Annotated in this window: 15 protein-coding genes; 10 read left to right on the forward strand and 5 right to left on the reverse strand. The window is 63.8% G+C overall.

The features are described from left to right. Nucleotides 1-92 precede the first annotated feature (92 nt). The 5 genes from GIW57_RS23710 to GIW57_RS14340 all read left to right on the forward strand — a co-directional run bounded on the left by GIW57_RS23710 (nt 93) and on the right by GIW57_RS14340 (nt 3,700). Nucleotides 93-227: a hypothetical protein gene (locus GIW57_RS23710; protein WP_268927392.1), complete on the forward strand. Its 135-nt coding sequence runs from the start codon at nt 93-95 to the stop codon at nt 225-227. A 62-nt stretch (nt 228-289) separates the two neighbouring features. After that, nucleotides 290-1,204, forward strand: coding sequence for a hypothetical protein (locus tag GIW57_RS14325; protein ID WP_236511648.1), 915 nt, complete (start codon nt 290-292; stop codon nt 1,202-1,204). Further along, a complete protein-coding gene (locus GIW57_RS14330; protein ID WP_236511650.1) occupies nt 1,191-2,006 on the forward strand; it encodes a hypothetical protein in 816 nt (271 codons plus the stop codon). Before GIW57_RS14325 ends, GIW57_RS14330 begins: the two co-directional genes overlap by 14 nt. A gap of 54 nt (nt 2,007-2,060) precedes the next feature. After that, nucleotides 2,061-2,939, forward strand: a complete 879-nt coding sequence (locus GIW57_RS14335) for an ABC transporter ATP-binding protein (RefSeq protein ID WP_236511652.1) — start codon at nt 2,061-2,063, stop codon at nt 2,937-2,939. Continuing rightward, nucleotides 2,936-3,700 carry an ABC transporter permease gene (locus GIW57_RS14340; RefSeq protein WP_236511654.1) on the forward strand — a complete coding sequence of 255 codons (765 nt, stop codon included), beginning with the start codon at nt 2,936-2,938 and terminating at the stop codon, nt 3,698-3,700. Before GIW57_RS14335 ends, GIW57_RS14340 begins: the two co-directional genes overlap by 4 nt. Before the next feature lie 169 nt (nt 3,701-3,869). Here GIW57_RS14340 and GIW57_RS14345 read toward each other — a convergent pair whose 3' ends face one another. Next, nucleotides 3,870-4,301: a DUF4189 domain-containing protein gene (locus GIW57_RS14345; RefSeq protein WP_236511656.1), complete on the reverse strand. Its 432-nt coding sequence runs from the start codon at nt 4,299-4,301 to the stop codon at nt 3,870-3,872. Nucleotides 4,302-4,415: 114 nt separating this feature from the next. Next, on the reverse strand, nt 4,416-6,746 hold the full coding sequence (locus GIW57_RS14350; RefSeq protein ID WP_236511658.1) for a TonB-dependent receptor: 2,331 nt from the start codon (nt 6,744-6,746) through the stop codon (nt 4,416-4,418). A 178-nt stretch (nt 6,747-6,924) separates the two neighbouring features. Here GIW57_RS14350 and GIW57_RS14355 point away from each other — a divergent pair, with 178 nt between their 5' ends. Next, on the forward strand, nt 6,925-7,407 hold the full coding sequence (locus GIW57_RS14355; RefSeq protein WP_236511660.1) for a LuxR family transcriptional regulator: 483 nt from the start codon (nt 6,925-6,927) through the stop codon (nt 7,405-7,407). 57 nt (nt 7,408-7,464) lie between these two features. Here the strand turns inward: GIW57_RS14355 and aceE are convergent, their stop codons facing one another. Then, nucleotides 7,465-10,137 (reverse strand): pyruvate dehydrogenase (acetyl-transferring), homodimeric type, encoded by a 2,673-nt coding sequence (gene aceE, locus GIW57_RS14360; RefSeq protein WP_236511661.1) that lies wholly within the window; start codon nt 10,135-10,137, stop codon nt 7,465-7,467. Nucleotides 10,138-10,408: 271 nt separating this feature from the next. On the opposite strand from aceE, the gene GIW57_RS14365 reads away from it, so the two are divergent. The 4 genes from GIW57_RS14365 (at nt 10,409) to GIW57_RS14380 (ending at nt 16,640) form a co-directional block, all read left to right on the forward strand. After that, nucleotides 10,409-10,924, forward strand: a complete 516-nt coding sequence (locus GIW57_RS14365) for a sigma-70 family RNA polymerase sigma factor (protein WP_100464763.1) — start codon at nt 10,409-10,411, stop codon at nt 10,922-10,924. Nucleotides 10,925-10,944: 20 nt separating this feature from the next. Next, on the forward strand, nt 10,945-11,958 hold the full coding sequence (locus tag GIW57_RS14370; protein WP_236511662.1) for a FecR domain-containing protein: 1,014 nt from the start codon (nt 10,945-10,947) through the stop codon (nt 11,956-11,958). Between the two features lie 141 nt (nt 11,959-12,099). After that, on the forward strand, nt 12,100-15,033 hold the full coding sequence (locus tag GIW57_RS14375; protein ID WP_236511664.1) for a TonB-dependent receptor: 2,934 nt from the start codon (nt 12,100-12,102) through the stop codon (nt 15,031-15,033). Between the two features lie 11 nt (nt 15,034-15,044). Then, nucleotides 15,045-16,640: an alkaline phosphatase D family protein gene (locus GIW57_RS14380; RefSeq protein WP_236511666.1), complete on the forward strand. Its 1,596-nt coding sequence runs from the start codon at nt 15,045-15,047 to the stop codon at nt 16,638-16,640. Nucleotides 16,641-16,695: 55 nt separating this feature from the next. On the opposite strand, the gene GIW57_RS14385 is transcribed toward GIW57_RS14380, so the two are convergent. Together GIW57_RS14385 and GIW57_RS14390 are read right to left on the reverse strand one after the other, a co-directional pair. Then, the gene (locus GIW57_RS14385; protein ID WP_236511668.1) at nt 16,696-18,804 is read right to left on the reverse strand and encodes a phospholipase C, phosphocholine-specific; all 2,109 of its coding nucleotides are present in this window, start codon (nt 18,802-18,804) and stop codon (nt 16,696-16,698) included. A gap of 10 nt (nt 18,805-18,814) precedes the next feature. Continuing rightward, a complete protein-coding gene (locus GIW57_RS14390; RefSeq protein ID WP_236511670.1) occupies nt 18,815-21,193 on the reverse strand; it encodes a TonB-dependent receptor in 2,379 nt (792 codons plus the stop codon). Between the last annotated feature and the right edge of the window lie 65 nt (nt 21,194-21,258).

Raw genomic sequence — 21,258 nt, forward strand, 5'->3', positions numbered from 1 at the left:
TGCCACCAATGCAGTTTCGTGTGCGATGGAGTGCACGCATGTCGGAAGGGATATCCATTCGAGTGGCAGTTAACAACTACAAGGAATAGACCATGAAGAACGGAAACATTGAAGCTCTCATATCGGATCTGGAGATGCCGGTCGGCCTGAGCTGTGATGGTGGGAACATCGGTGGTTGGAAATGCGCCGCGATCAAGGGCGCGGTGAAAATTATAACCAACCTCTGAGGTAATACGGCTGGTCGCCCACCGTGAGGTGGGCGGCTTCCTCGGTGGAGGGAGGAGGACATATGAACGCTGAGATACGACCGCAGAGTGGGCCAGGGCGACGCGAAATTGCCGGTCTGAATGTCGGTGATCGTGCGGATGGGCTCGCCAGTATTCTTGCGATTTTGGATTCTCGATCAAATGGCATTGAAGACTACATGCCCTTACTAAAGGCTGCCGCGACTGTCGAGTTCAAAGGTTTGGCGGAGTTGCTACTGTCCTGCATGGATGACCACTCGTTGGAAGGAAGGGGCGCCTACCAAACCGACGACCACATAGAGATTTGCCGGGATGAGGTCAAGACCATATTGCTTACCAAGGTCCCCCAAATGGGCCTTAAATTCAGTGCGGTGAGATCCGATGGCGGACCCAGTTTCTCGCGGGACCAGTTGAGTTTGTTGGCGAATGATGCATGTTTTCTGTTCTTGGGGAGTGGCACCATGCAACTTCGTCATCTGGAGGTCGTGCCGGACTCAGATGGTGAGGTGCTGCAGCATTGCAGTGTAGTTTCATATTCTGGCGGCGACATGGTTGCCATACGCCGGGGTCAGGATGCATTTGAAACCATGTCTGTGGACGGTACGATCTGGCTGCTCCAGCTGGTAATCAACGATCATTCGGACTTGGTGTGCCACTACGGCCGCCAATCCCTGCGGCGAACTGGAGTTTCTTCAGCGAGCGTCCATGCCAGTCGCCTCGAATTCGCAATGGACATCCTAGGTCGATTTCCTGCAGAAGGAACGCCGGACAGGTTGGAGAAGATCTATGAAGCAAGCCGGTTCTACTTCGTTCGCTGGAAAGCGGTGAAAACGCTGCTGCGCTTGGACCTGCAACGTGGTGCAGGTTTGCTGATGCGCGCCAGCTCGGACGCTCACCCGCAGGTTCGCGCGGCCGCAGATCGCACAATCCAGAGCCTGCGGCAGCATGGTCACATTTGAGGGTGATACATTGGCATATTCCTGGGATTTGGATAGTGAAGAATCGATCAGCCTTGATGAGTTGATCGAGTTTCTTGACGGGCAAGGAGAAAACGTCCTCAATGACAACCTAGAGTTCGCAGCGATGATGATGCGCAAGTTGTACAACAACCGCACATTTCTATCCGAGACCATCCTGCGCCAATTGGCTGACGAGAGAAGGTTCGACTCAATAAATCCTTACACGCCGCAGGTGTTCATGCTCCACCGCGCTGATCATTACTTCATCCGTGCCGCTATCTGGATTCCGCCTACAGGAATCACCGGAGAGGAAATCTTCTTCTATGAGGATCCACATGATCACAACTTTGCTCTACTGAGCCTTGGGTACGAAGGGCCGGGTTATGAAACGGTACTTTTCGAATACGACCATCAGAGCGTGATCGGCGACGTCGGGGAGAAGGTGGAGGTTCGCTTCCTTGAGCGTACGCGCCTGTCGCGTGGTCGGGTAATGTTCTACCGAGATAGCCAGGATATTCATGTGCAGTTTCCTTCTGAAAATTTCTCTATCTCCATCAATGTTGTCGTACCTAAGATGAAAATGAGCCGGCAGTATTCATTCGATCTGGACCTGTCGCCGCAGACGACGTGCGCAACCATTCGTGAGAATTTGATATTCCACACGCCGACTATCATCAGCCGATTTGCTCATGACCTTGGCGTGTCGAATGTTCCGGAGATCCTCCGTGGCCATGTGGCTGCCAGTGCGGATCAGAGTGCCCAACGGATTGCTGATGAATTTCTCCGGGCACTTGAAGTCTAAGGCGCTGACGACGACATGACCGCTACTGGAAGCATTGAGGCAAGGAAGATCTTGATGGATGAGGCAGTCTGGGTCGAAGACCTGCACAAGGAGTTCCCCGGTCCAGTAAAGGCGCTGACTGGAGTGTCACTGCGGGTGCTTCAAGGGGAGTCAGTCGCGATCGTCGGACCCAATGGTTCGGGCAAGACTACGTTGTTCAAGAGCATCGTTGGCCTGATCGAGCCGACTTGTGGGCAGGTTCGTTTGCTGGGCCGGCCGCTGGTAGGAACCGGCCGGCGCGGACTTGAACGTACTGGTCTGCTGCTGGAAGGTCGGGCCAACCTCTATGAACGATTGAGCATCCAGGAAAACTGCGAGTACGCCTGCCGCCTGCGCGGTAAGAGGATGGACCGAGGCTACGTGCAAGCCTTGGCTGTACAACTTGGACTGCACGCATTGCAGCGAGCGGTGCGCCGTCTATCTACTGGCAATAGACAGCGCGCTTCGCTGCTGTGTGCACTGGCCCACCGTCCGGACCTGATCATGCTGGACGAACCCACGTTGGGGCTGGACGTGGAGAGTACCCAGGCCCTGCAGTCCGTGCTGAAGGAAGAGCAGGCGCGTGGCGCCAGCGTGATCACCATTTCCCACGATGCTGGGTTTGTCGCGGCTACGGCCGAGCGGGTGGTCGGCATGGAGGCAGGGCGGTGCGCGTTTGAGCGCGCCGGAACCCTTGCCAGCACTGCTGTCGAACGCCACCGCCTGACCGTGCAGGCCATCCATCCGTTGCCCGCATCGGTGCTGGCCGCCCTTTCGCGGACCGGTACGTTCGCCGCCCAGCTGAGCCAACTGCAGGCCCTGGCGCGAATCTACCCTGATCTGTGCCACGCAAGCATCACGTCAGTAGATGTTGTAGCAGAGGCTACCGCTCCACACACCAGGGATCTGCCATGACCCTGCTGCGCTTCTACAGTGCAGAGATCCTGCTTCATTTCCATCGGCAACGTCGCTACGCGTTCGAACTCGTGGTCAGTTCGTTGGTCCTGCTGGCGGTATTTGCCGGCTTGGCATACGGCATGGCTTGGCTGCCCAGCACGGATCTTCTGCCGAAGCAGTCGTCGCTGGCTTTAGGCTTCGTCGTATGGAGTTTTGCCAGCGCGTCGTACAGCGGCGTGGCCGGAGAGGCAGCGGACGAGGTGCGGCGGCGCACGCTGGAACAGCTTTGCGTAGTGGGGCGTCCGCTGGCTGTCATCCTGCTGGTGCGCAGCAGTGTGCAGATTGCAGGTGCTCTGACGGGGACGCTGGTTCTGTTGCATGTGACGTTCTGGATCGTTGGTCTTCCGCTTGACGTCCCCGTGCTTCCACTGATCACGATCCTGCTGGTGTCAGCGCCCTCCTTGCTGGGCCTTGGTCTGATCATGGGCGGTCTGAGCGTGCTGTTCAAACAGGCTGAGGCAGTCAATGCGCTGATGCTGCTTGGAGTTGTCGCGCTGGTGGGTTTGCCGGCCTATCCCGGCAACATGCTGGCGCTGCTTCCCTTCAGTCATGCTGCCGCGTGGATCATTGCCGAACAGGACGGGCTTCTGCTGAAAGGCGAAGGGCCACGATTGCTGTTCATTGTCGGCAATGCGGCGGTGTATCTGGCGGTGGGTCTGGCCGTGTTCAACGCCTGCTATCGCGCGGCTCGACGGCGTGGAACGCTGGGTCACAACTGAGGTGACTGGAGGCTATAAGCGCTGATGTACGAGTTTCGCCTTCAACATCTGTATGGTTGGCCCGTGCTCGCCGTGCCCTGCCGCATCGGCCTTGTTCCAGCACGGCCTTTGCCTACACCCTAGCCGCCCAGTGTTATCGACGCTGGGCGGCTGTCTCACCGATCAACGATCAGTCGCTGCGGCCGCTCGCCGCTGCCGGAGTCGGCGCCGGCGCGCCGGGATGCCACGGTCGCTCGATCACCCGGGACGGCTGCTCGCCCCACATCACCGCCAGCGTGCAGTCGTTGGCGCGTTCCCGGCACATCTTGTCTGCCTTGCGCTGCGCGCCTTCCGGACTGGCCTCGGCCAGGGCGAAGCCCATGGACACCGTTCCGGTGAAGATGGCCGAATAGCTCTTGCCGCTGGCGACGGCCGACTGCCCGCAGTTGTGGGAGCGGGCGGCACAGTACTTCACGGCGTTCTGCATCGCGGCGCTCACCGTCGCCTGGTTCATCGAGTAGCCATAGGCGCCATCCGCATCGTAGGCAATGGCCGAGGCCGCGCCTGCAGTGGACGAAACGCCCAACAGCAGCGCACAGGAAATTGCATGCATCCAGTGCATTGAATCCTCCTTTTCGTCGATGGTTGACCGGAGGGCCGATGGTAATCGCGCCTGTCGTGCGCGCAACCGCGCCCGCGGTTCACGTTCCTCGGGCGCGATGCTGCCGCCCCTGGTTCAAAGCTTCACGGTCACACCGACCTGGAACCCGCGACCGGGCAGCGGTGCGATGTACTTCAACGGCGAGTTGTGTGGGCGGGCGTCGTCATCCAGAAGGTTGCTGCCGTTGACGAATACTTCCATCCCGGCGATGTAGGCATTGCGTACCGGCAACTCGCGGCTGACCTGCAGATCGACCAGGTTGAATGCATCCAGCGGAATCTCTTCGCTGACGTTGCGGCCCAGGTACTTCTGCTTGTCGTAGTAGGTGCTGGACAGTTGTACCTTCCAGCGGTCGCGCTGCCATTGCAGGTTGGCACCATAGCGGTTGGTCGGCATGTTCGGCAGGTACTCGCCATCGTTGTGCGCGCGCAGCGTGTCCGGACGATCGGCCTGGTTCCTGACCAGATCGGCGAAGGCGGACAGATTCAATTTCCCGTAGCCGCCAAGGTCGAGCGCCTGCGAGGCATCGATCTCGAATCCCTTCACCGTGGTGTCGGTCTGCTTCCAGTACTTCAGCGGCAGGCGGTTGGCCATCTGCATGCCGGAGTGGCCCTGGTAGAGGTAGTTTTCGTACTTCATCCGGTAGGCGGTGGCTGACAGCGCGAAGCCGCCAAGATGAAACAGTCCGGTCAGCTCCAGGTTCTTCGCGCGTTCCGGCTCCAGGTTCTGGTTGCCTTCTTCCTGGGTCATCACCGAATAATGCGCGTTGCTGGCATACAGCTCGTTGATCTCCGGTGCGCGCTGCGAAGACGAATAGCGCACCTTGGCGGCGAACAGCGGGCCGAGTTCGACATACGAGCCCAGGCTGTAACTGTTGAGACGATAGGAGCGGTCCGGCAGCGTGGTGTTGGCAGCATTGCGCGAGGTCTTGAAGCGGCTGGGCTGCAGGTCATGGTCCACGCGTTCATGGCGGACACCGGCATCGAAGGAAACCCAGCCGAAGTCGAGGGTTTCCTTCAGGAACACGGCGTTGCTGCGCGTTTCCACATCAGGCAGGTAGCGCAGCGTGCCGCTGCCGGTGACGTCGCGCGCCTGATGGCTCAGGCCCAGCACGCCGCTGAGCGGCCCGACGGGTTGATGCACCAGCAACAGTTCTGCCTGGGTGCTCTGGAAGTCGTAGTCGTTGGCCCTGGTCGAGCCCAGGCGCTCGCCCGAGGTGTTGTCCAGTTTTGAAACCCGCAGTTCGGCACGTTCGACGTACGGCAGCGGATCTCGCAGCAATGCTTCCAGGGCGTAGCGCTGCTGCTTGATCACCACGCCCACCGGCAGGCCGTCGGCAGGGTTCGCGCCGAAGGACAGGTTCTGCATCGAGAAGCCCGGCACACCGTATTCGCTGTCCTTGGCATCGATGCTGACGCCGACGTAACCGCGATCGAAGAACCAGGTCGAGCCGAGTGCAACCTGCGAACTGCGTGAGTAGCTGTTGCCCAGCCGATGGTGGTAATCGGGGGTCACATCGTTGTTGATCTGCTTCTGTACGTACGAAGGCGTGCCGGCGACATAGGCCGGGTTGACTGGATTGATGTAAGTGCGGCGCTGCCAGACCGAGGTCGGGCTGTTGGTATAGAAGGAAAAATCGCCATCGGCCCAATCGGGGTTCTCGGTCATGAACTGGTCGATGTAGGGTTGCGAGGCCTTGTTGTAGAGCTGCTGGACGCGCGCTTCCTTCTGGCAGCTGTCGGCCAGCGCCGAATTGACGCCGCCGGTGGCCGGGAACAGCCGGGTGTTGCAGACGCCCGCCTTGCTGTGGCCGGGAATGTCGTAGTACGAGATGCGTTGCCGCGAGACCTGCAGGTTCGTCGAGACATTCCGCTGGTTGTTGAAGTTCATGCGGAAGCCCTGCGCATCGGCCGCGTTGAAACCTTTGCGCAGGACCAGTTCCATCGACTGGTCCTTGTCCTCCATCGTGCGCGAGATCAGGCCGGAGTCGATGTCGACGCTGCCGCCGATGGCGTTGCCGCCGTAGCGGACGGTATCGGAGGATTTGTTGACGGTGACGCTGTGCACGAACAGCGGATCGAACGGAATGTTGATGTCGCCGCTGAAGGCGTTCATGCCGAGGATGGACTGGCCGTCTTCCAGGATCTGCACGCGGTTGCCGCTGAGGCTGCGGATGACCGGCGCACCGGCATTGGGCCCGAAGGCGCTGTTCTGCACGCCGGAGACATGTTCAAGCATGCCGCCGAGGGTGCGGTTCTGCGCCTGCGGGGTCTCGACGGTGACGATGCTGTCGATCCGGGAGGGCTTGCTTGCCTCGACCTGGGCGGCGGGCAGGGTGGGGCCGTCGCTGGCATGGACGTTGTGGACGACGAACAGGATGGCTGCAGCAAGCAGGTGACGACGCATGACACACTCCGTGAAAAGAATGTGAAAGGTTATAACGTAACTATTCAGCGTCACAAGACGGAGGGGAGGGGGGGCATCGGCCAGCGCTTGCACGACCGGACGTTGGCGCGCAGCATCCGCTTTTGCGGGTACCCCACAACGCGCCTGCAGCACCTCCCTCACTCGAAAGGAGCCTCGCATGAAGCTGTTGTCCGCCGCGTTGCTGTCCGTGGCCCTGCTGCAGGCGATGCCTGCCCTGGCTGAAAGCTCGAAGTCCTCGCCGCTGCTCGGCCGCTGGTCGCTGGATATCGCCACGTCCGCGCTGCCTGAAGCACAGCGTCCGCAACGGGTCGTGCTGGAATTCAAGGACGCCGGCGCGGGCAGGTGGAGCTCGCACGTGGATATCGTCCTGCATGATGGCAAGACGATGAAATCCGAAGGTACGCTGGCGCTGGACGGCACGCCCGCGGCGCTGACCGGCAGCTACGGTGCCAACCAGGCGACGCTGAAACTGCCGGCGCCGAACACGCTGGTGATGCAGCTGGTCGATCACGGTGCGCCGGCGTCCACCCGTGTGTATACGGTGGCCGCCGACCGCTCAACGATGACCGAAACCAAGGCGTTCTTCGCTCATGACGGTACGCCGATCCTGCAGACCAACCTGTTCAAGCGGTTGCCGTAGCGATGTGATGCAGCGACATCCGCAGAGGCGCGCTCTGCGGATGCTGCTGCTGCGTTGTCATGCTGCGGCGGGGTCGCGCTTGCCAGTATCGATCCCGTACCGGTCGATCGCCTGCTGCAGCAGGCTTCGTTCGACATGCCCATCGTCGGCCAGGGCCTTCAGTGCCGCCAGCACGATGAAGTGGCGATCGACCTCGAAGAACGTCCGCAGCGATTCGCGTGTATCCGAGCGGCCGAAACCATCGGTGCCGAGTGCGATGAAGCGACGATCGCTGATGAAGGAACGGATCTGGTCGCCGACGATCTTCATGTAGTCGGTTGCCACCACCACCGGGCCAGCGTGGTCCTGCAGGCACTGCTGCACGTAGGGGACGCGCGGCTCGTCGGCCGGGTGCAGCAGATTCCAGCGCTCGACAGCCAGGCCGTCGCGGCGCAGTTCGGTCAGGCTGGTGGCGCTCCAGACGTCGCTGCTGATACCGAAATCCTGCTGCAGAAGATCGGCGGCGGCCAGCACCTCGCGCAGGATCGAGCCACTGCCCATCAACTGCGCGCGAGGCTGTGCAATGGTGTCGGCAGCGGCGGGGCGCAGCAGATAGAGGCCCTTCAGGATGCCGGCTTCGGCGCCGTCGGGCAGGGCCGGGTGCGGGTAGTTCTCGTTGAGCAGGGTGATGTAGTAGTAGATGTCTTCCTGGTCCACGTACATGCGGCGCAGGCCGTCGTGGATGATCACCGCCAGCTCGAAGTTGTAGGTCGGGTCGTAGGACACGCAGCTGGGAATCACCGAGGACAGCACGTGGCTGTGGCCATCGTCGTGCTGCAGGCCTTCGCCCATCAGCGTGGTGCGGCCCGAGGTGGCGCCAAGCAGGAAGCCACGGGTGCGCGCGTCGGCCGCGGCCCAGGCCAGGTCGCCGACGCGCTGCAGGCCGAACATCGAATAGAAGATGTAGAACGGAATCGTGGCCAGGCCGTGGTTGGCGTATGCGGTACCGGCGGCGATCCACGAACAGATCGCGCCGGATTCGTTGATGCCTTCCTGCAGGATCTGGCCATCCCTGGCTTCTTTGTAATAGCTCAGCTGGCCTGCATCCTGCGGCGTGTACAGCTGGCCGAGGTGAGAGTGGATGCCGATCTGGCGGAACAGGCCTTCCATGCCGAAGGTGCGCGATTCATCGGGCACGATCGGGATCACCAGCCTGCCCAGCTCGGGGTCCCTGAGCAGGGTGGTGAGGATGCGCACGAAACCCATGGTGGTGGACTGGCCGCGATCACCACTGCCCTGCAGCTGTGCGTTGAACGTGGACAGCGCTGGCAGCGGCAGCGGATCGACCTGTGCCAGTCGTGCCGGCAGCTGGCCGCCCTGCGTTTGGCGACGCTGCGCGAAGTAGAGCGCCTCCGGGCTGCCCGGCGCCGGGCGCAGGTACGGCATTTCCTCCAGCTGTTCATCGCTGACGGGCAGATCGAAACGGTCGCGGAAGGCGCGCACCGCATCGGTGCTCATCTTCTTCAACTGGTGATTGATGTTCTGGCCTTCGCCGGCCTCACCCATGCCGAAGCCCTTCACCGTCTTGGCCAGTACCACGGTCGGCCGGCCGCTGGTGTTCACTGCCTGCTGGTAGGCGGCGTACACCTTCTGCGGATCGTGGCCGCCACGTGTCAGCGCCCATATCTCCTCGTCGCTCATGTGTGCGACCAGCGCCAGCAGTTCCGGGTAGCGCCCGAAGAAGTGTTCGCGTACGTAGGCGCCGCTCTGCGACTTGAAGGTCTGGTAGTCGCCATCCACGCACTCCATCATGCGCTGGCGCAGCAGGCCGCTGTGATCGCGTGCCAGCAGGTCGTCCCAGCCACCGCCCCAGATCACCTTGATGACGTTCCAGCCGGCGGCACGGAAGGTGCCTTCCAGTTCCTGTATCACTTTGGCGTTGCCGCGCACTGGTCCGTCCAGGCGCTGCAGGTTGCAGTTGACCACGAATACCAGGTTGTCCAGTCGCTCGCGCCCGGCCAGCGAAATGGCCGCCAGCGATTCGGGCTGGTCCATTTCGCCATCACCGAGGAAGGCCCAGACCTTGCGGCCCTGGTGCTGCTTCAGCCCGCGGTATTCCAGATAGCGCATGTAACGGGCCTGATAGGCCGCGGTCAGCGGGCCCAGGCCCATCGATACGGTGGGGAACTGCCAGAACTCCGGCATCAATCGCGGGTGCGGATACGAGGACAGGCCCTCGCGCCCGGCTTCGCGCCGGAAGTTGTCCATGCGCTCGGCGCTGATGCGGCCTTCCACGAATGCACGGCCATAGATGCCGGGTGCGGAATGGCCCTGGATGTAGATCATGTCGCCGTCGAAGGTGTCGGTACGGCCACGGAAGAAGTGATCGAAGCCCACGTCATACATGACCGCGGCGGATTGGTAGGTGGCGATGTGGCCGCCGACATTGGAATGCTTGCCGGCGCGCAACACCATCACCATGGCGTTCCAGCGGATCATCGCGTTCAACCGCCGCTCGATGGCCAGGTCGCCCGGGTAGGTGGGCTGGCGCTCGGGTGGAATCGTGTTGGTGTAGGCGGTCCACGCGCGGGTGTGCAGGTCGCCATGCTGCTGCACATCAAGCTCATCGAGCTGGTCCAGCAGGTAGTGCGCGCGGGGGCGGCCGCCAGCCTTGATCACCGCGTGCAGGGACTCGCGCCATTCGCGGGTTTCCTGCGGATCGGTGTCGAGAGGGAAGTGTGCCTGGTTCATGCTGCGTCTCCAGAGAGCGCCGGCCGGCATCTGCGCGACACCGCCGGCAGGGCGACAGCTCTGGAGCGGAGTCGCGCCGGCAGGGCCGTGGCGCGGGGGCGGCCTTGGTGGCTGCCGGGGAGACAAGCGTAGGCGGCGCATGGGTTGGCCGGTAGACAGGTGAGGGTTGGGTCTGCGCGAACCTGCGCTTTGCCCGGCGCCGCTGCAATGCGGTTGTCATCGTCGGTGTGCACCCTGCTGGGTTTTCCAGCCTCGGGGTGGTTGGTCGGTTGTGAACAGCGTCAGGATCTGGGAGAAGAGCTACGCCCTGCGGCGCCGCCTGCTGCGTGGCTTCTTCCTTCGGCGTGGTTCACACGCTGCCGATGCCGAGGATCTGGCGCAGGAGGTCTACCTGCGCCTGCTGCGCAGCACCGGCGAAGACGCCGCGGCGATCGAGAACCCTGAAGCCTATCTGTTCGCCGTGGCAGCCAACCTGGCCCGTGAACAGGCACGTTCGCGCTCCGGCCTGCCACAGATCGAGGACGTCGACCTGCTGGCCGAGGTACTCAGCAGCGAAGAGGACATCGAGGGTGATTTCGAGCGGGCGCAGCGCTGGAGCGGGATCCGCGGCGCTATCGCACAACTGCCCCCCACCACGCGGCGGGTGATGGAACTGCATTACCGCGAAGGGCTGGACTGCCAACAGGTGGGGGCACAGCTGGATGTGTCGGTGCACATGGTGCGCAAGCACATCGGCAAGGGGCTGGATGCCTGCAGGAAAGCGCTGGGCGCTGGGAAGGACGGATGAACCGGCAGGAGCCTGCAGCGATGGATGATGAGGTGGCCGAACAGGCTGCGCACTGGTTCCTGTGCAACCGCGAGGGTGACCTGAGCGCTGCGCAGCGCGCCGGGTTCATGGCGTGGATGAAGGGCTCGCCCGAGCACGTACGCGCGTACCTGCATGCCCTGCATCTGCACCGGCAGGTGGGCGCGGCGATGTCGGTGCACCCGCAGGAACAGGGAGGCAGGGCAGCGCTGCCGATGCTGCCGGCAACGGCGAAAGTGGTGCCGTTGTTCGCCGCGGCCGTGCCCGCACCGCACGCCGTGGCTGCAACACGAACGCGCCGGCCGCTCTGGAGGCGGGTGGCTGCGGTGGCGTGCGGCCTGGTGCTGGTGGCCGGTCTGCTGCCGTGGCTGATGCCGCGCGAACAGATGCTGGTCGCCGGGCACGGGCAACTGCGTGAGGTGGTGCTGGCTGACCGGACCCAGGTGCGGCTGAATGCAGACAGCCGTCTGCGGGTGAACATCGGCTGGTTCAGCCGCCGCGTCGAGCTGCTGCAGGGCGAGGCCACCTTTGATATCGCAGCGGATCGCCGGCCCTTCCAGGTGAGGGTCGGTGATCTGCAGATCCGTGACATCGGCACCGTGTTCGATGTCTCGCGACGGTTGCAGAGCACGCGTGTCGGCGTGGTTTCCGGCGAGGTGGAGGTCTGGACCGCCGGTGATGTGCAACGCCGGCTGGCGCAGCTGCCCGCCGGGCGGGTGGTGCAGGTCGATCACCTCAGTCATGCGGTGCAGCCGCTGGAAATTCCGATGTCGATGCTGCTGGACTGGCAGCAGCGCCGGGTGTCGTTCCGTGATGAGCGGCTGGACGAGGTGGCTGCTGCGTTCAACCGGCACAACCAGGTGCAGGTACGGGTGACCGATGATGTGGCGCGCGCGGCGCGCCTGTCGGGCAGTCTGGAGGCGCATCGGGTCGCCGCGTTGCAGGCATTCCTGCAGCGGGACGCGCGCTTCGTCATCCGCCGCGAACAGGACACGGTATGGGTCTCCAGCCGCTGATCCTGGTCTGCCGATGGGCTGTCAGAAAAAATTCATCGAATCGGCGTTCTCCACTTCCGCCGATGCCGGCTCTTACTTGGGAGAAGCCGCTGTCGAATGCCGACGCGGCAGCAGCAATCCTCTCTCCTGCAAGGAACCGTGATGCGCAAGAAGCTCTATCTGTCGGTGGTACTGGCCTTGTCTCCCTGCCTGGGCGCACATGCGCAGGCGGTGTCGTCCAGCGGGCTTGAGACCAAGGTAACTGCAGCGATCGCCGCGCAGCCTTTGAGCCAGGCACTGGAGCAGCTGTCACGCAGCTCCGGCGTGCAGTTCCTGTATGCCGGCGCGGGCAATGCACCGATGGCGGGCGCGGTACCGCGGGGGGCCACCGTCAAGCAGGCGCTGGACACGCTGCTGGCCGGCACCGGCCTGCGCTACACGGTGGTGGATGGCAACGTGATCGCCATCGATGCGGCACCGGCCCAACGGGAAAACAGGCCGGCCGCACCGGCACCCCGGCAGCCGGAGGCCGTGGTCGCTCCGACGCTGGGAACGATCAAGGTGATCGCCGCCCATGAGGTGATCGATCAGAAGAAGACCTCGCCGGTGATCAAGGATTCGGTGATCTACGATGAGATGGACAGCTACGGCGATGAGACGCTGGCCGAAAGCCTGATGGCCGCGCCGGGCCTGAGTGCGGTGGAAGATGCGGGCGAACCGCGCTATGTGACCGTGCGTGGCGTGCAGGCCAATCTCAACTACACGACCATCGACGGCATCGCGATCGCAAGCGTGGGTGGCAGTGGCTCCGGCGAGCGCATGAACAACCTGCAGCTGATTCCCAGCGACATCGGCACCCGCACGGACATCTACAAGAGTTTCAGCGCCGAGCAGGCGCCAGATGCCATTGGTGGTGTGATCGACATCATCAGCCGCAGTGCCTTTGACCGCTCCGGCAAGTATGTGTTCGCCGACGTGGCCGGCATCTATTCCACGGCCGAGACCAACGTGGGGCGCAGCGCGGGTGGCGACCACAAGACCCTGGGCCATTTCGGCAAGAGCGCCAAAGCGGTGTTCTCCAACCAGTTCGGTGCCGATGATCAGTTCGGCATCGTCGCTGTTGCGCGCTATGAACAGCGCTCGCGCAACAGCGTCAAGCGCTGGGTCGAATCGAACTATTACTACAACGATGCCGGCAAGTACCTCACCGATGGAACCACCGGCCCGGACGAGGCGAAAGGCTGGAACGGCCTGCGCGCGCCGGGCAACTTCAGCACCGGCACCTACACCAACTACATCACCAACTTCGGTGGTTCGGCCAAGCTGGAATGGAAACCGTCGGACGATCCGTTCTATGCCTCGCTGCTGCTGTACTCGTACCGGTTCTACGAGAACTCGACGATGAACAAGACCGATCTGTATGGCAACGCCAAGTTCCCGATACGCAACCAGACCGAGGACGGCGGCACCACCCAGATCAACAGCATCTACATCAAGAACCGCCATGACCGCTGGGACCGCAGCAATCGCGGTGCGATCGCCAGCTTCAACTGGGATATCGGCGACCTTTCGCGGCTGACGCTGCGCGCCGGCCACACCGAAGAGACCTTCCACAACACCCAGGTCTACTGGGGCGTACGCGCGTACCCGAGCAACCTGTTCGTCGACTATGCCAACGACAGCCATGGTTTTCCGAACGCGGTGGGCGTCTCGGACTCCAGCCTGCTGACCAGCTCGGCGTTCAAGCTCAATCCCGCGCAGGCCTACATCTCGCCGCGTGACGCCAAGGAGAGCATCGACAACCTGCGTGCCGACTTCAGCTACAACATCGACGCCGATGCGCGCGGCTTCGGTCTCGCCGCGGGTGCCGAGTATCGCCACCTGAAGATCTGGCAGGACATCGATTTCGATTACTACAAGACCAGCGCGACCTTGAACGACTATCTGTATCCCGGTTCGACGCTGCTGGGCAGCGTCCCCGGCTTCCCGCTGATCGACAACCGCAAGTGGCATGACGAGCTGTACCCGAAGCTGGGCAACAACGATGCGGCCTACCCGAATGCCGATTTCACCAGCGACTACAAGTACGTGGAAGACATCGCCAACGCCTACGTCTCGGCGCATTACGCCTGGGACCGGCTGCTGCTGATCGGCGGCCTGCGCTATGACCACACCACCTTCGATGCGTTCAGCCCGTTCAGTGATGATGGCGGTACCACCTACACCTCGGCATTCCGCAAGAGCAGCGGCGGCTACAACAACCTGCTGCCGTCATTGAACGCGACCTTCAAGCTGAGCGAGAACCAGCGCCTGCGCTTCTCCGCCAGCCGCACGCTGGGCCGGCCGACACCCAGCAACATCGCCCAGGCCACCAGCACCAGCTGTGGCGATGACGAGCTGGGTGGAGGTTTCTGCACCATCAAGCAGGGCAATGCCTCGCTGCAGCCGCGCCGCTCAACCAACCTCGACCTGGCCTGGGACCTGTATTTCAACGGCAACAACGGCCTGGTGTCGGTCGCGTTGTTCGACAAGGTGATCAAGGACGACATCTATACCCTGACCACGTTCGAGAACATCGGCGATGTCCGCTACCGCGTCACCCAGCCGATGAACACCGATGAGTCCACGCTGCGCGGTGTCGAGTTCGCGGTGGCAAACCGCAATCTGCAGTGGGGCCGCCATCGCTTCGACATGTACCTCAATGCGACCCGCCTGGACGGGCAGACCAACTACCGCATCAGTGATGGCAGCGAGCGCCGCCTGGACCGCCTGCTGTACCAGCCGGACTGGTCGGTGAACGGCTCGGTGATCTGGCGCATGCCGTGGAAGAGCTCGCAGCTGCGCGTGTCCGGCACCTACCGCAGCCGCATGCTGGTCGACTTCGGCGATACCCAGTGGCTGGACTCGTACTACGACCCGTACATGACCTTCAACCTGGCCTTCAGCCACAAGGTCAGCAAGCACGTGACGCTGAAGTACGAGGCCAAGAACCTGTTCAATACCCAGCCGACCTACAGCACCGGTCCGAGCGGGCGCTTCCGCACCGAGATCGATGACTACGGTCGCTTCTTCTACTTCCACATCATCTACAACTGAGGGCGGCCGTCTTGGATACGATCAATCGCAGGCGCTTCCTTGCCCTGTCGGGACTTTCCGCATTGGGTGCGTGGGCCGGGACTGCCCGCGCGCTGGCTGCACAGAGCGATGCGGCAGCACTGAATCCGCGCAATCTGCTGGCCTCGCCGCGCTTTGCCAGTACGCCCTTCACCCTGGGCGTGGCGTCGGGTGATCCGTCGGCCGACGGCTTGGTGCTGTGGACGCGGCTGGCCACCGAGCCGCTGGTGTTCGGTGGCGGCATGCCCACCCGGCCGATGGTGGTGGGATGGCAGGTGGCCACTGACGAGACCATGCGCACCGTGGTGCGGCAGGGAACCTCGCTGGCCCACCCCGAACTTGGCCATGCGCTGCACGTGGAACTGGATGGCCTGCTGCCTGGGCGGCCGTACTGGTATCGCTTCACCGTGGGAGGCCATGCCAGTGCGATCGGGCGCACCCACACCCTGCCTGCGGCGAACGCACCGATCACGCGCGTGCGCTTCGCGGTGGCCGGCTGCCAGCATTTCGAGGAAGGGCACTACACGGCCTGGCGGCACATTGCCGAGGAACCACTCGATTTCGTGTTCCATTACGGCGACTACATCTATGAGGGCGAAAGCCAGACGGGCGTGCGGAAGATGAACGGTCAGCCGTTCACCAACCTGCGCAACCACGTTGGCCCGCAGACCTATACGCTCGACGACTATCGCCGCCGCTATGCACAGTACAAGACCGATGCTGATCTGCAGGCCGCGCACGCCGCGTCACCGTGGTTCGTGACGTTCGACGACCATGAAGTGGACAACAACTGGGCGGGTGCCGAAGACCAGGACGGTACGCCCAGCGAGCTGTTCCTGCTGCGCCGCGCACAGGCGTTCCAGGCGTACTACGAAAACATGCCGTTGCGTGCTTCGTCGTTCCCGCGCGAGGGTCATATGCAGATGTTCCGTCGCGCACGCTACGGCACGCTGCTGGACCTGCACCTGCTCGATACCCGCCAGTACCGCAGCAAGCAGGTGGACATGGCGCAGCGCGGACAGGTGGAATCTGCCGAGCGCAGCATTGTGGGTGCGAAGCAGGAGCAATGGCTGTTCGATGGCCTGGCCGATGCCGCGCCACGCTGGCACGCGATCGCGCACCAGGTCTCATTGGGCAATTACATGCGCGAGAAGGACGGCGTGGTGCAATCTTCCGATGACCAGTGGTCCGGCTACCTGTCCAGCCGCCGGCGCCTGCTCGATCACATCCAGAAGGTGGGCTTCGGTAACGTGGTGACCGCCTGTGGCGATGCACACCGTCACTATGCCAGCGACCTGGTGCAGGACAACGTCGATTCCGGGGTGATTTCCAGCGAGTTCCTGGCGACGTCGATCAGCTCGGGCGCTGACGGGCAGGGCGTGGATGCCTATGCAGAGAACCAGCTGCGGCACAGCCCCCACTTGAAGGCGACGACGGACAAGCGCGGTTACGTGCTGTGTGATGTCACCCGTGATGCCTGGATCGGTGACATGAAGACGCTCGATACGGTCATGCGGCCGAACGGCGCGCTGCAGAGCTGGAAGCGCTATGCGGTGGAGCACGGCCGGCCGGGGTTGCAGGAGGCCTGAGCCGACTGTCCTGCGCTGTAGAGCCGGGCAGGCGCCCGGCTCTACAGAAGAACGTTCAGCCGTGTTCGAAGCGCAACGGTGCGGTGCCCATGGCAGGGTCGCTCGTACCAGGGCGGCCATCTTCGGCACGGCCGGCCAGGCGTTGCTCGACGCCCTCCGAACGCACGATCAGGTCGTACCAGCCTGCGGTCGGTGTCGGGTCCCAGGCCAGTACGGTTTCCGCTCCGGCCACCAGCTGGAGTTCCCGTGCAGGCATGTGGCCCGCGTAGGCGCCGCCCTGTACCTGGACCCTGCGCGCTGAAGGCGATCTATTGCGCAGCACCAGCCGCAGCTGGCCGTCGGCACGCTCCACCTGTGCATGCAAGGGTGCGAGCGTGCCATCGCCGCGATAGTGGCGATGGAATCCATTCGGCCCCAGCAGCCAGAGGTCGTAGCGACCCTGTGCATCCAGCGGCCAACGATCCTGCAACGGGGCACCCGGCACCACGGTGTAACGGCGCGGGATGGCATCCAGGTGCAGGCGGTCGTAGACATGCAGCACGGCCGTGGCGCCATCGCTGGCGAGCTGCAGGGTGATGCCCTCGCCATCCACCGACGTGGCCTGCACCTGCGGCCGATAGGGCAGTGCCCGCGCCGGACGCACGCCCGGCTCCTGGCGGGCCGGATGCAGGCCATCGGGCAGCGCAGGCACGGTACGGCCGGGCAGGGCGGCGGCGCGCGCTGCCACGGCGGTGACATCCGGCAGCGCCTTGACGAAGGGACGCGTGTCGCGCTGGGCGAAGTCGAAGGCGTTGCTGAGATCACCGCAGACCGCACGCCGCCACGGCGAGATGTCCGGTGCGGCCACGCCGAAGCGACGCTCGATCAGACGCAGCACCGAGGTGTGGTCGTACACCTGCGAGTCGACCCAGCCGCCACGGCTCCACGGCGAAATTACATACAACGGAACGCGCGGGCCGAGACCATAGGGACGACCGCGCAGCCCGGCGGCATCGTATTTCTCGTCGCCCGGTGCCGGGTTGCGGTGGTATTCGCCCTCGGTGCTGACCGCCGACGCACCGGCCCAGCCATCGCCAAGCGGGGAGGGCGGTGCCGGTGGCGGTACATGGTCGAAGAAGCCATCGTTCTCATCGAACATCAACAGCAGGGCAGTGCGGCTCCACACCTCCGGGTCGGCGGTCAATGCATCCAGCAGGCGTGCGGTATAGGCGGCGCCCTGCGCGGGGCTGGACGGCCCCGGATGCTCGCTGCCGGCCGCATCTGCGATGATGAAACTGACCTGCGGCAGGCGGCCGCTGATCGCGTCCTCGCGCAGCTGCGCCAGGCCACGGGTGCTGACGCCGCGTGCGCGCAGCTCCGGGTCGTGCCCCGGGTCGCCGCGGTGTGCCTGGCGGAAGGCCTCGAACCCGGCCAGCGGGTTGTCGGTGAAGTTGTCGGCCATGTCCTGGTAGATCTGCCAGGACACGCCGGCCTGCTGCAATCGCTCGACATAGCTGGTCCAGCGGTACGAGTCCGGATGGCCGCCCTGCTCGGGGAAATTGTCGTGCGAGTTTGCGATCACCGGGCCGCCTGCGCGGGCCTGGGCGTCGTTGTGGCCGGTCCACAGGAACACGCGGTTCGGGTTGGTGCCGGCCTGCATCGCGCAGTGGTAGGCATCGCACAGGGTGAACGCATCGGCCAGGGCGAACTGGAACGGCATGTCGCTGCGCTGGAAGTAGCCCATCGAATGGTTCTGCTTGGCCTTCGGCCAGTGCGCCATGCGTCCGTGGTCCCACGCCTGCTGTGCATCCGGCCAGGTGTGGGGCGTGCCCTCAACTCGCATGTAGCCGAAGTGCGCAGCGGTATCCAACGGGAAAGGGGCGATCGCGCGCTGGCCGCTGGCATCGGGCTGCAGCCACAGGCTGCGCGGGTGGTCGCCACCGGGCAGCGGCGATGCCGGCGCAACGAAACGGTCACCGAAGCCACGCACGCCCGGCAACGTGCCAAAGTAGTGGTCGAACGAGCGGTTCTCCTGCATGAACACCACGATGTGCTGCAGGTCCTGCAGGCTGCGCGTGCGCGAAGCAGGGGCGATCGCTGCGGCCCGGGCGATGCTGGGCAGCAGCGGCGAAAGGCCGGCGGCGACGCCGGCCTGCAACAGTCGGCGTCGGCCGGTATCGGTCACAGGGTCACACTCACAAGTCCACGCGGAAGGAGATGCCGACGGTGCGCGGGGCGCCGATGAAGGCGTTGTCGCGGCCGTCCACCCCTGCAAGGTAGCGCTTGTCGGTCAGGTTGCTCACCACCAGGTTGGCGCCCATGCCCTTCAGGCGCGGCGACAGGCCCTGCAGGTCGAAGCCGATGTTGGCGTTGAACACGGTAGCCGACGGCAGCTTGTTGACGTTGGCCGCATCCAGGTAGCGCTCGCCGAGGTAGCGACCGGACAGGCCGAAGTTCCAGTTCTCACCCTGCCAGTCGGCCGACACCACCAGGATCTGCTCGGGCTGGCCGATCACCTTGGCGCCGTCGACGATGCCCAGCTGCTTGTCGCGCGCGTCGTTGCCGCTGCCGAGGTACTTGGAGCGGTTGTAGGTGTAGGCGGCATTGATGCGCCAGCCATTGTCCCAGCCGTAGCCGAAGGCTGCTTCCAGGCCGTTGCTCTCCACGCCGCCGAAGTTCTCGTAGACGCCATCGGTTTCGCCGAGGTAGTCGATGCCGCTGACCAGACCGGCCGGCAGGTAGACGATGCGATTGTCGAACTTGATGTTGTACAGGGTGACCGAAGCGGTCAGCGGCCAGCGGCTGATGCGCATGCCCAGTTCGATGTTGTCGGCGGTTTCCGGTTCGACGTTGCGGAAGCGCTGCGGATCGGTTTCACCCAGCACGCCGGAGGGGATCGCGGCGAAGTTCTGCGAGTAGCCGGCGAACAGCTCCATGCCCTCCACACCCGGAGCCCAGGTGAAGCCCGTGGACAGCAGTGGATCGGACTTCGAATCGGACTTCACATTCTCGGCGGCGCCGATCACACGGCGACGCGACTGGTCGACGAAGAACTGCTTCACGCCGAGGCGCGCGCTGAACGGACCGAAGCGGGCCACGTCCTCGACGTAGTACATCTGCTCATCGACCTTGTACTTGTCTTCGAACTGCACCCAGTAGGGCTGGTGGTCGAAGGCGATGTCCTGGCCGACGTTGAGCAGGCGGTGCCAGTCGCGGCGCACGGAACGGTCGAGCTTCTCGACCCACAGGCCACCGCGGATCGTGTTGTCGATCGCGCCGAAGGTCTGCCGCCATTCGACGTCGGCGGTGACGCCCATGCGATCGTTGTCGTAGTGGGAATGGCGGTAGGACTGTGCGCCCTGCACATTGCCGGCGTAGCAGTTGGGGTCGTACTCGGCGCTGAAGCCGAGTCGCGGCGTGCAGTTGGCCAGACGCTGGGCGGAACTGCCATCGGGGTTCACGAAGTAGATCTGGCCGCGGTTGCTGCCGCCGTAGACCGTCCTGCCGCCGAGGTACTCCGACTGCGGGCGACCGGCGCCATCGTCGCTGACATCGGCCAGGTACGGCGGCAGCCAGTCACCGCGGCCCTGCATGCGGTGCCCGTACGCAGCCATCGAGGCTTTGAAACCGTTGCCGCCATCGAAGGCCGCGCGCAGGTAGCCGAAGGTGTTCTCGCGCAGTGCGCGTGAACCGGAGCGGTAGTTCTGGTCCAGATACGGAATGCCGGTGAGGGTGCCGACCAGGCCGTCGCGGTCCGGGTTGGTGGCGAAGCCCTTCGGTGAAACGCTGGTGTACTCCGGCTCGTCGGCATCGTTGTAGGACAGGTAGCCGGTCAAGGTCCAGCGGTCCAGCTCGGTGATGAATTTGCCGGCGATGTTGTCGTTGCTGGTGTGGCCGGTGCCATCGATCCAGTCATGCACGCGCGCCGAGGATGCGCTGATCCACGCGCGGGTATGTCCGGCCAGCAGGCCGGTGTCGTAGCGCACGTAGTACTTGCGCGCCTCATTGTCGCCGGCACCTACCACCATGCGCAGGCGCTGTTCCTGCAGTGGATCGCTGGTGAGGAAGTTCAGGGTGCCGCCCAGCGCCTCGTTCGAGCGCGAGGAGATATCGGCCGTGCCCTGGCTCACTTCCACCGTTTCCAGGTCGAGCGTGTCGATGTAGCGGTTGGCCAGCGAGCCGCCGCCATAACCGGAACCGCCATTGGGCAGGCCGTCGATGGTGGTGCCGATCTGCTGGGTGTCGCGGTTGGTGACGAAGCCGCGCATGCTGATCTGCGTGCCCCAGACCGACGAGCCGGTGGCATCGGCTTCGCTGACGACCACTCCGGGCACTTCGTTGAGCGCGCCATTGACGCTGCTCAATACGGTCTGCCGGTTCAAGGTTTCCTGGCGCACCGAGGTCTTGGCATAGCTGGTGGCCTGGCCGATCACCTGCACCTGGTCCAAGGTCCGCGCGTCGGCGCTTCGCGTATCGGCGGCATCGCCCTGAGGTGCTTCAGCCAGGGCATCCAGTGCGGGAGCAATCAGCAGGGCAAGCAGCGAGATACGGGGAAAGCGCGCAATCGTTCGCATCGAAACCGGACCTTCAGGGGAGGAAAGTCCGGGAGTGTCGGCAGCGCCGATGACATGGCGGTGAC

The sequence above is a fragment of the Stenotrophomonas sp. PA-6-5C genome, from assembly GCF_021605635.1.
Taxonomy (GTDB): Bacteria; Pseudomonadota; Gammaproteobacteria; order Xanthomonadales; family Xanthomonadaceae; genus Stenotrophomonas; species Stenotrophomonas lactitubi.

Excerpts from the sequence above, each read along its gene's own strand:
- GIW57_RS23710 (WP_268927392.1), top strand. The coding sequence starts at position 93 with ATGAAGAACGGAAACATTGAAGCTCTCATATCGGATCTGGAGATGCCG.
- GIW57_RS14325 (WP_236511648.1), top strand. The coding sequence starts at position 290 with ATGAACGCTGAGATACGACCGCAGAGTGGGCCAGGGCGACGCGAAATT.
- GIW57_RS14330 (WP_236511650.1), top strand. The coding sequence starts at position 1,191 with ATGGTCACATTTGAGGGTGATACATTGGCATATTCCTGGGATTTGGAT.
- GIW57_RS14335 (WP_236511652.1), top strand. The coding sequence starts at position 2,061 with ATGGATGAGGCAGTCTGGGTCGAAGACCTGCACAAGGAGTTCCCCGGT.
- GIW57_RS14340 (WP_236511654.1), top strand. The coding sequence starts at position 2,936 with ATGACCCTGCTGCGCTTCTACAGTGCAGAGATCCTGCTTCATTTCCAT.
- GIW57_RS14345 (WP_236511656.1), bottom strand. The coding sequence starts at position 4,301 with ATGCACTGGATGCATGCAATTTCCTGTGCGCTGCTGTTGGGCGTTTCG.
- GIW57_RS14350 (WP_236511658.1), bottom strand. The coding sequence starts at position 6,746 with ATGCGTCGTCACCTGCTTGCTGCAGCCATCCTGTTCGTCGTCCACAAC.
- GIW57_RS14355 (WP_236511660.1), top strand. The coding sequence starts at position 6,925 with ATGAAGCTGTTGTCCGCCGCGTTGCTGTCCGTGGCCCTGCTGCAGGCG.
- aceE (WP_236511661.1), bottom strand. The coding sequence starts at position 10,137 with ATGAACCAGGCACACTTCCCTCTCGACACCGATCCGCAGGAAACCCGC.
- GIW57_RS14370 (WP_236511662.1), top strand. The coding sequence starts at position 10,945 with ATGGATGATGAGGTGGCCGAACAGGCTGCGCACTGGTTCCTGTGCAAC.
- GIW57_RS14375 (WP_236511664.1), top strand. The coding sequence starts at position 12,100 with ATGCGCAAGAAGCTCTATCTGTCGGTGGTACTGGCCTTGTCTCCCTGC.
- GIW57_RS14390 (WP_236511670.1), bottom strand. The coding sequence starts at position 21,193 with ATGCGAACGATTGCGCGCTTTCCCCGTATCTCGCTGCTTGCCCTGCTG.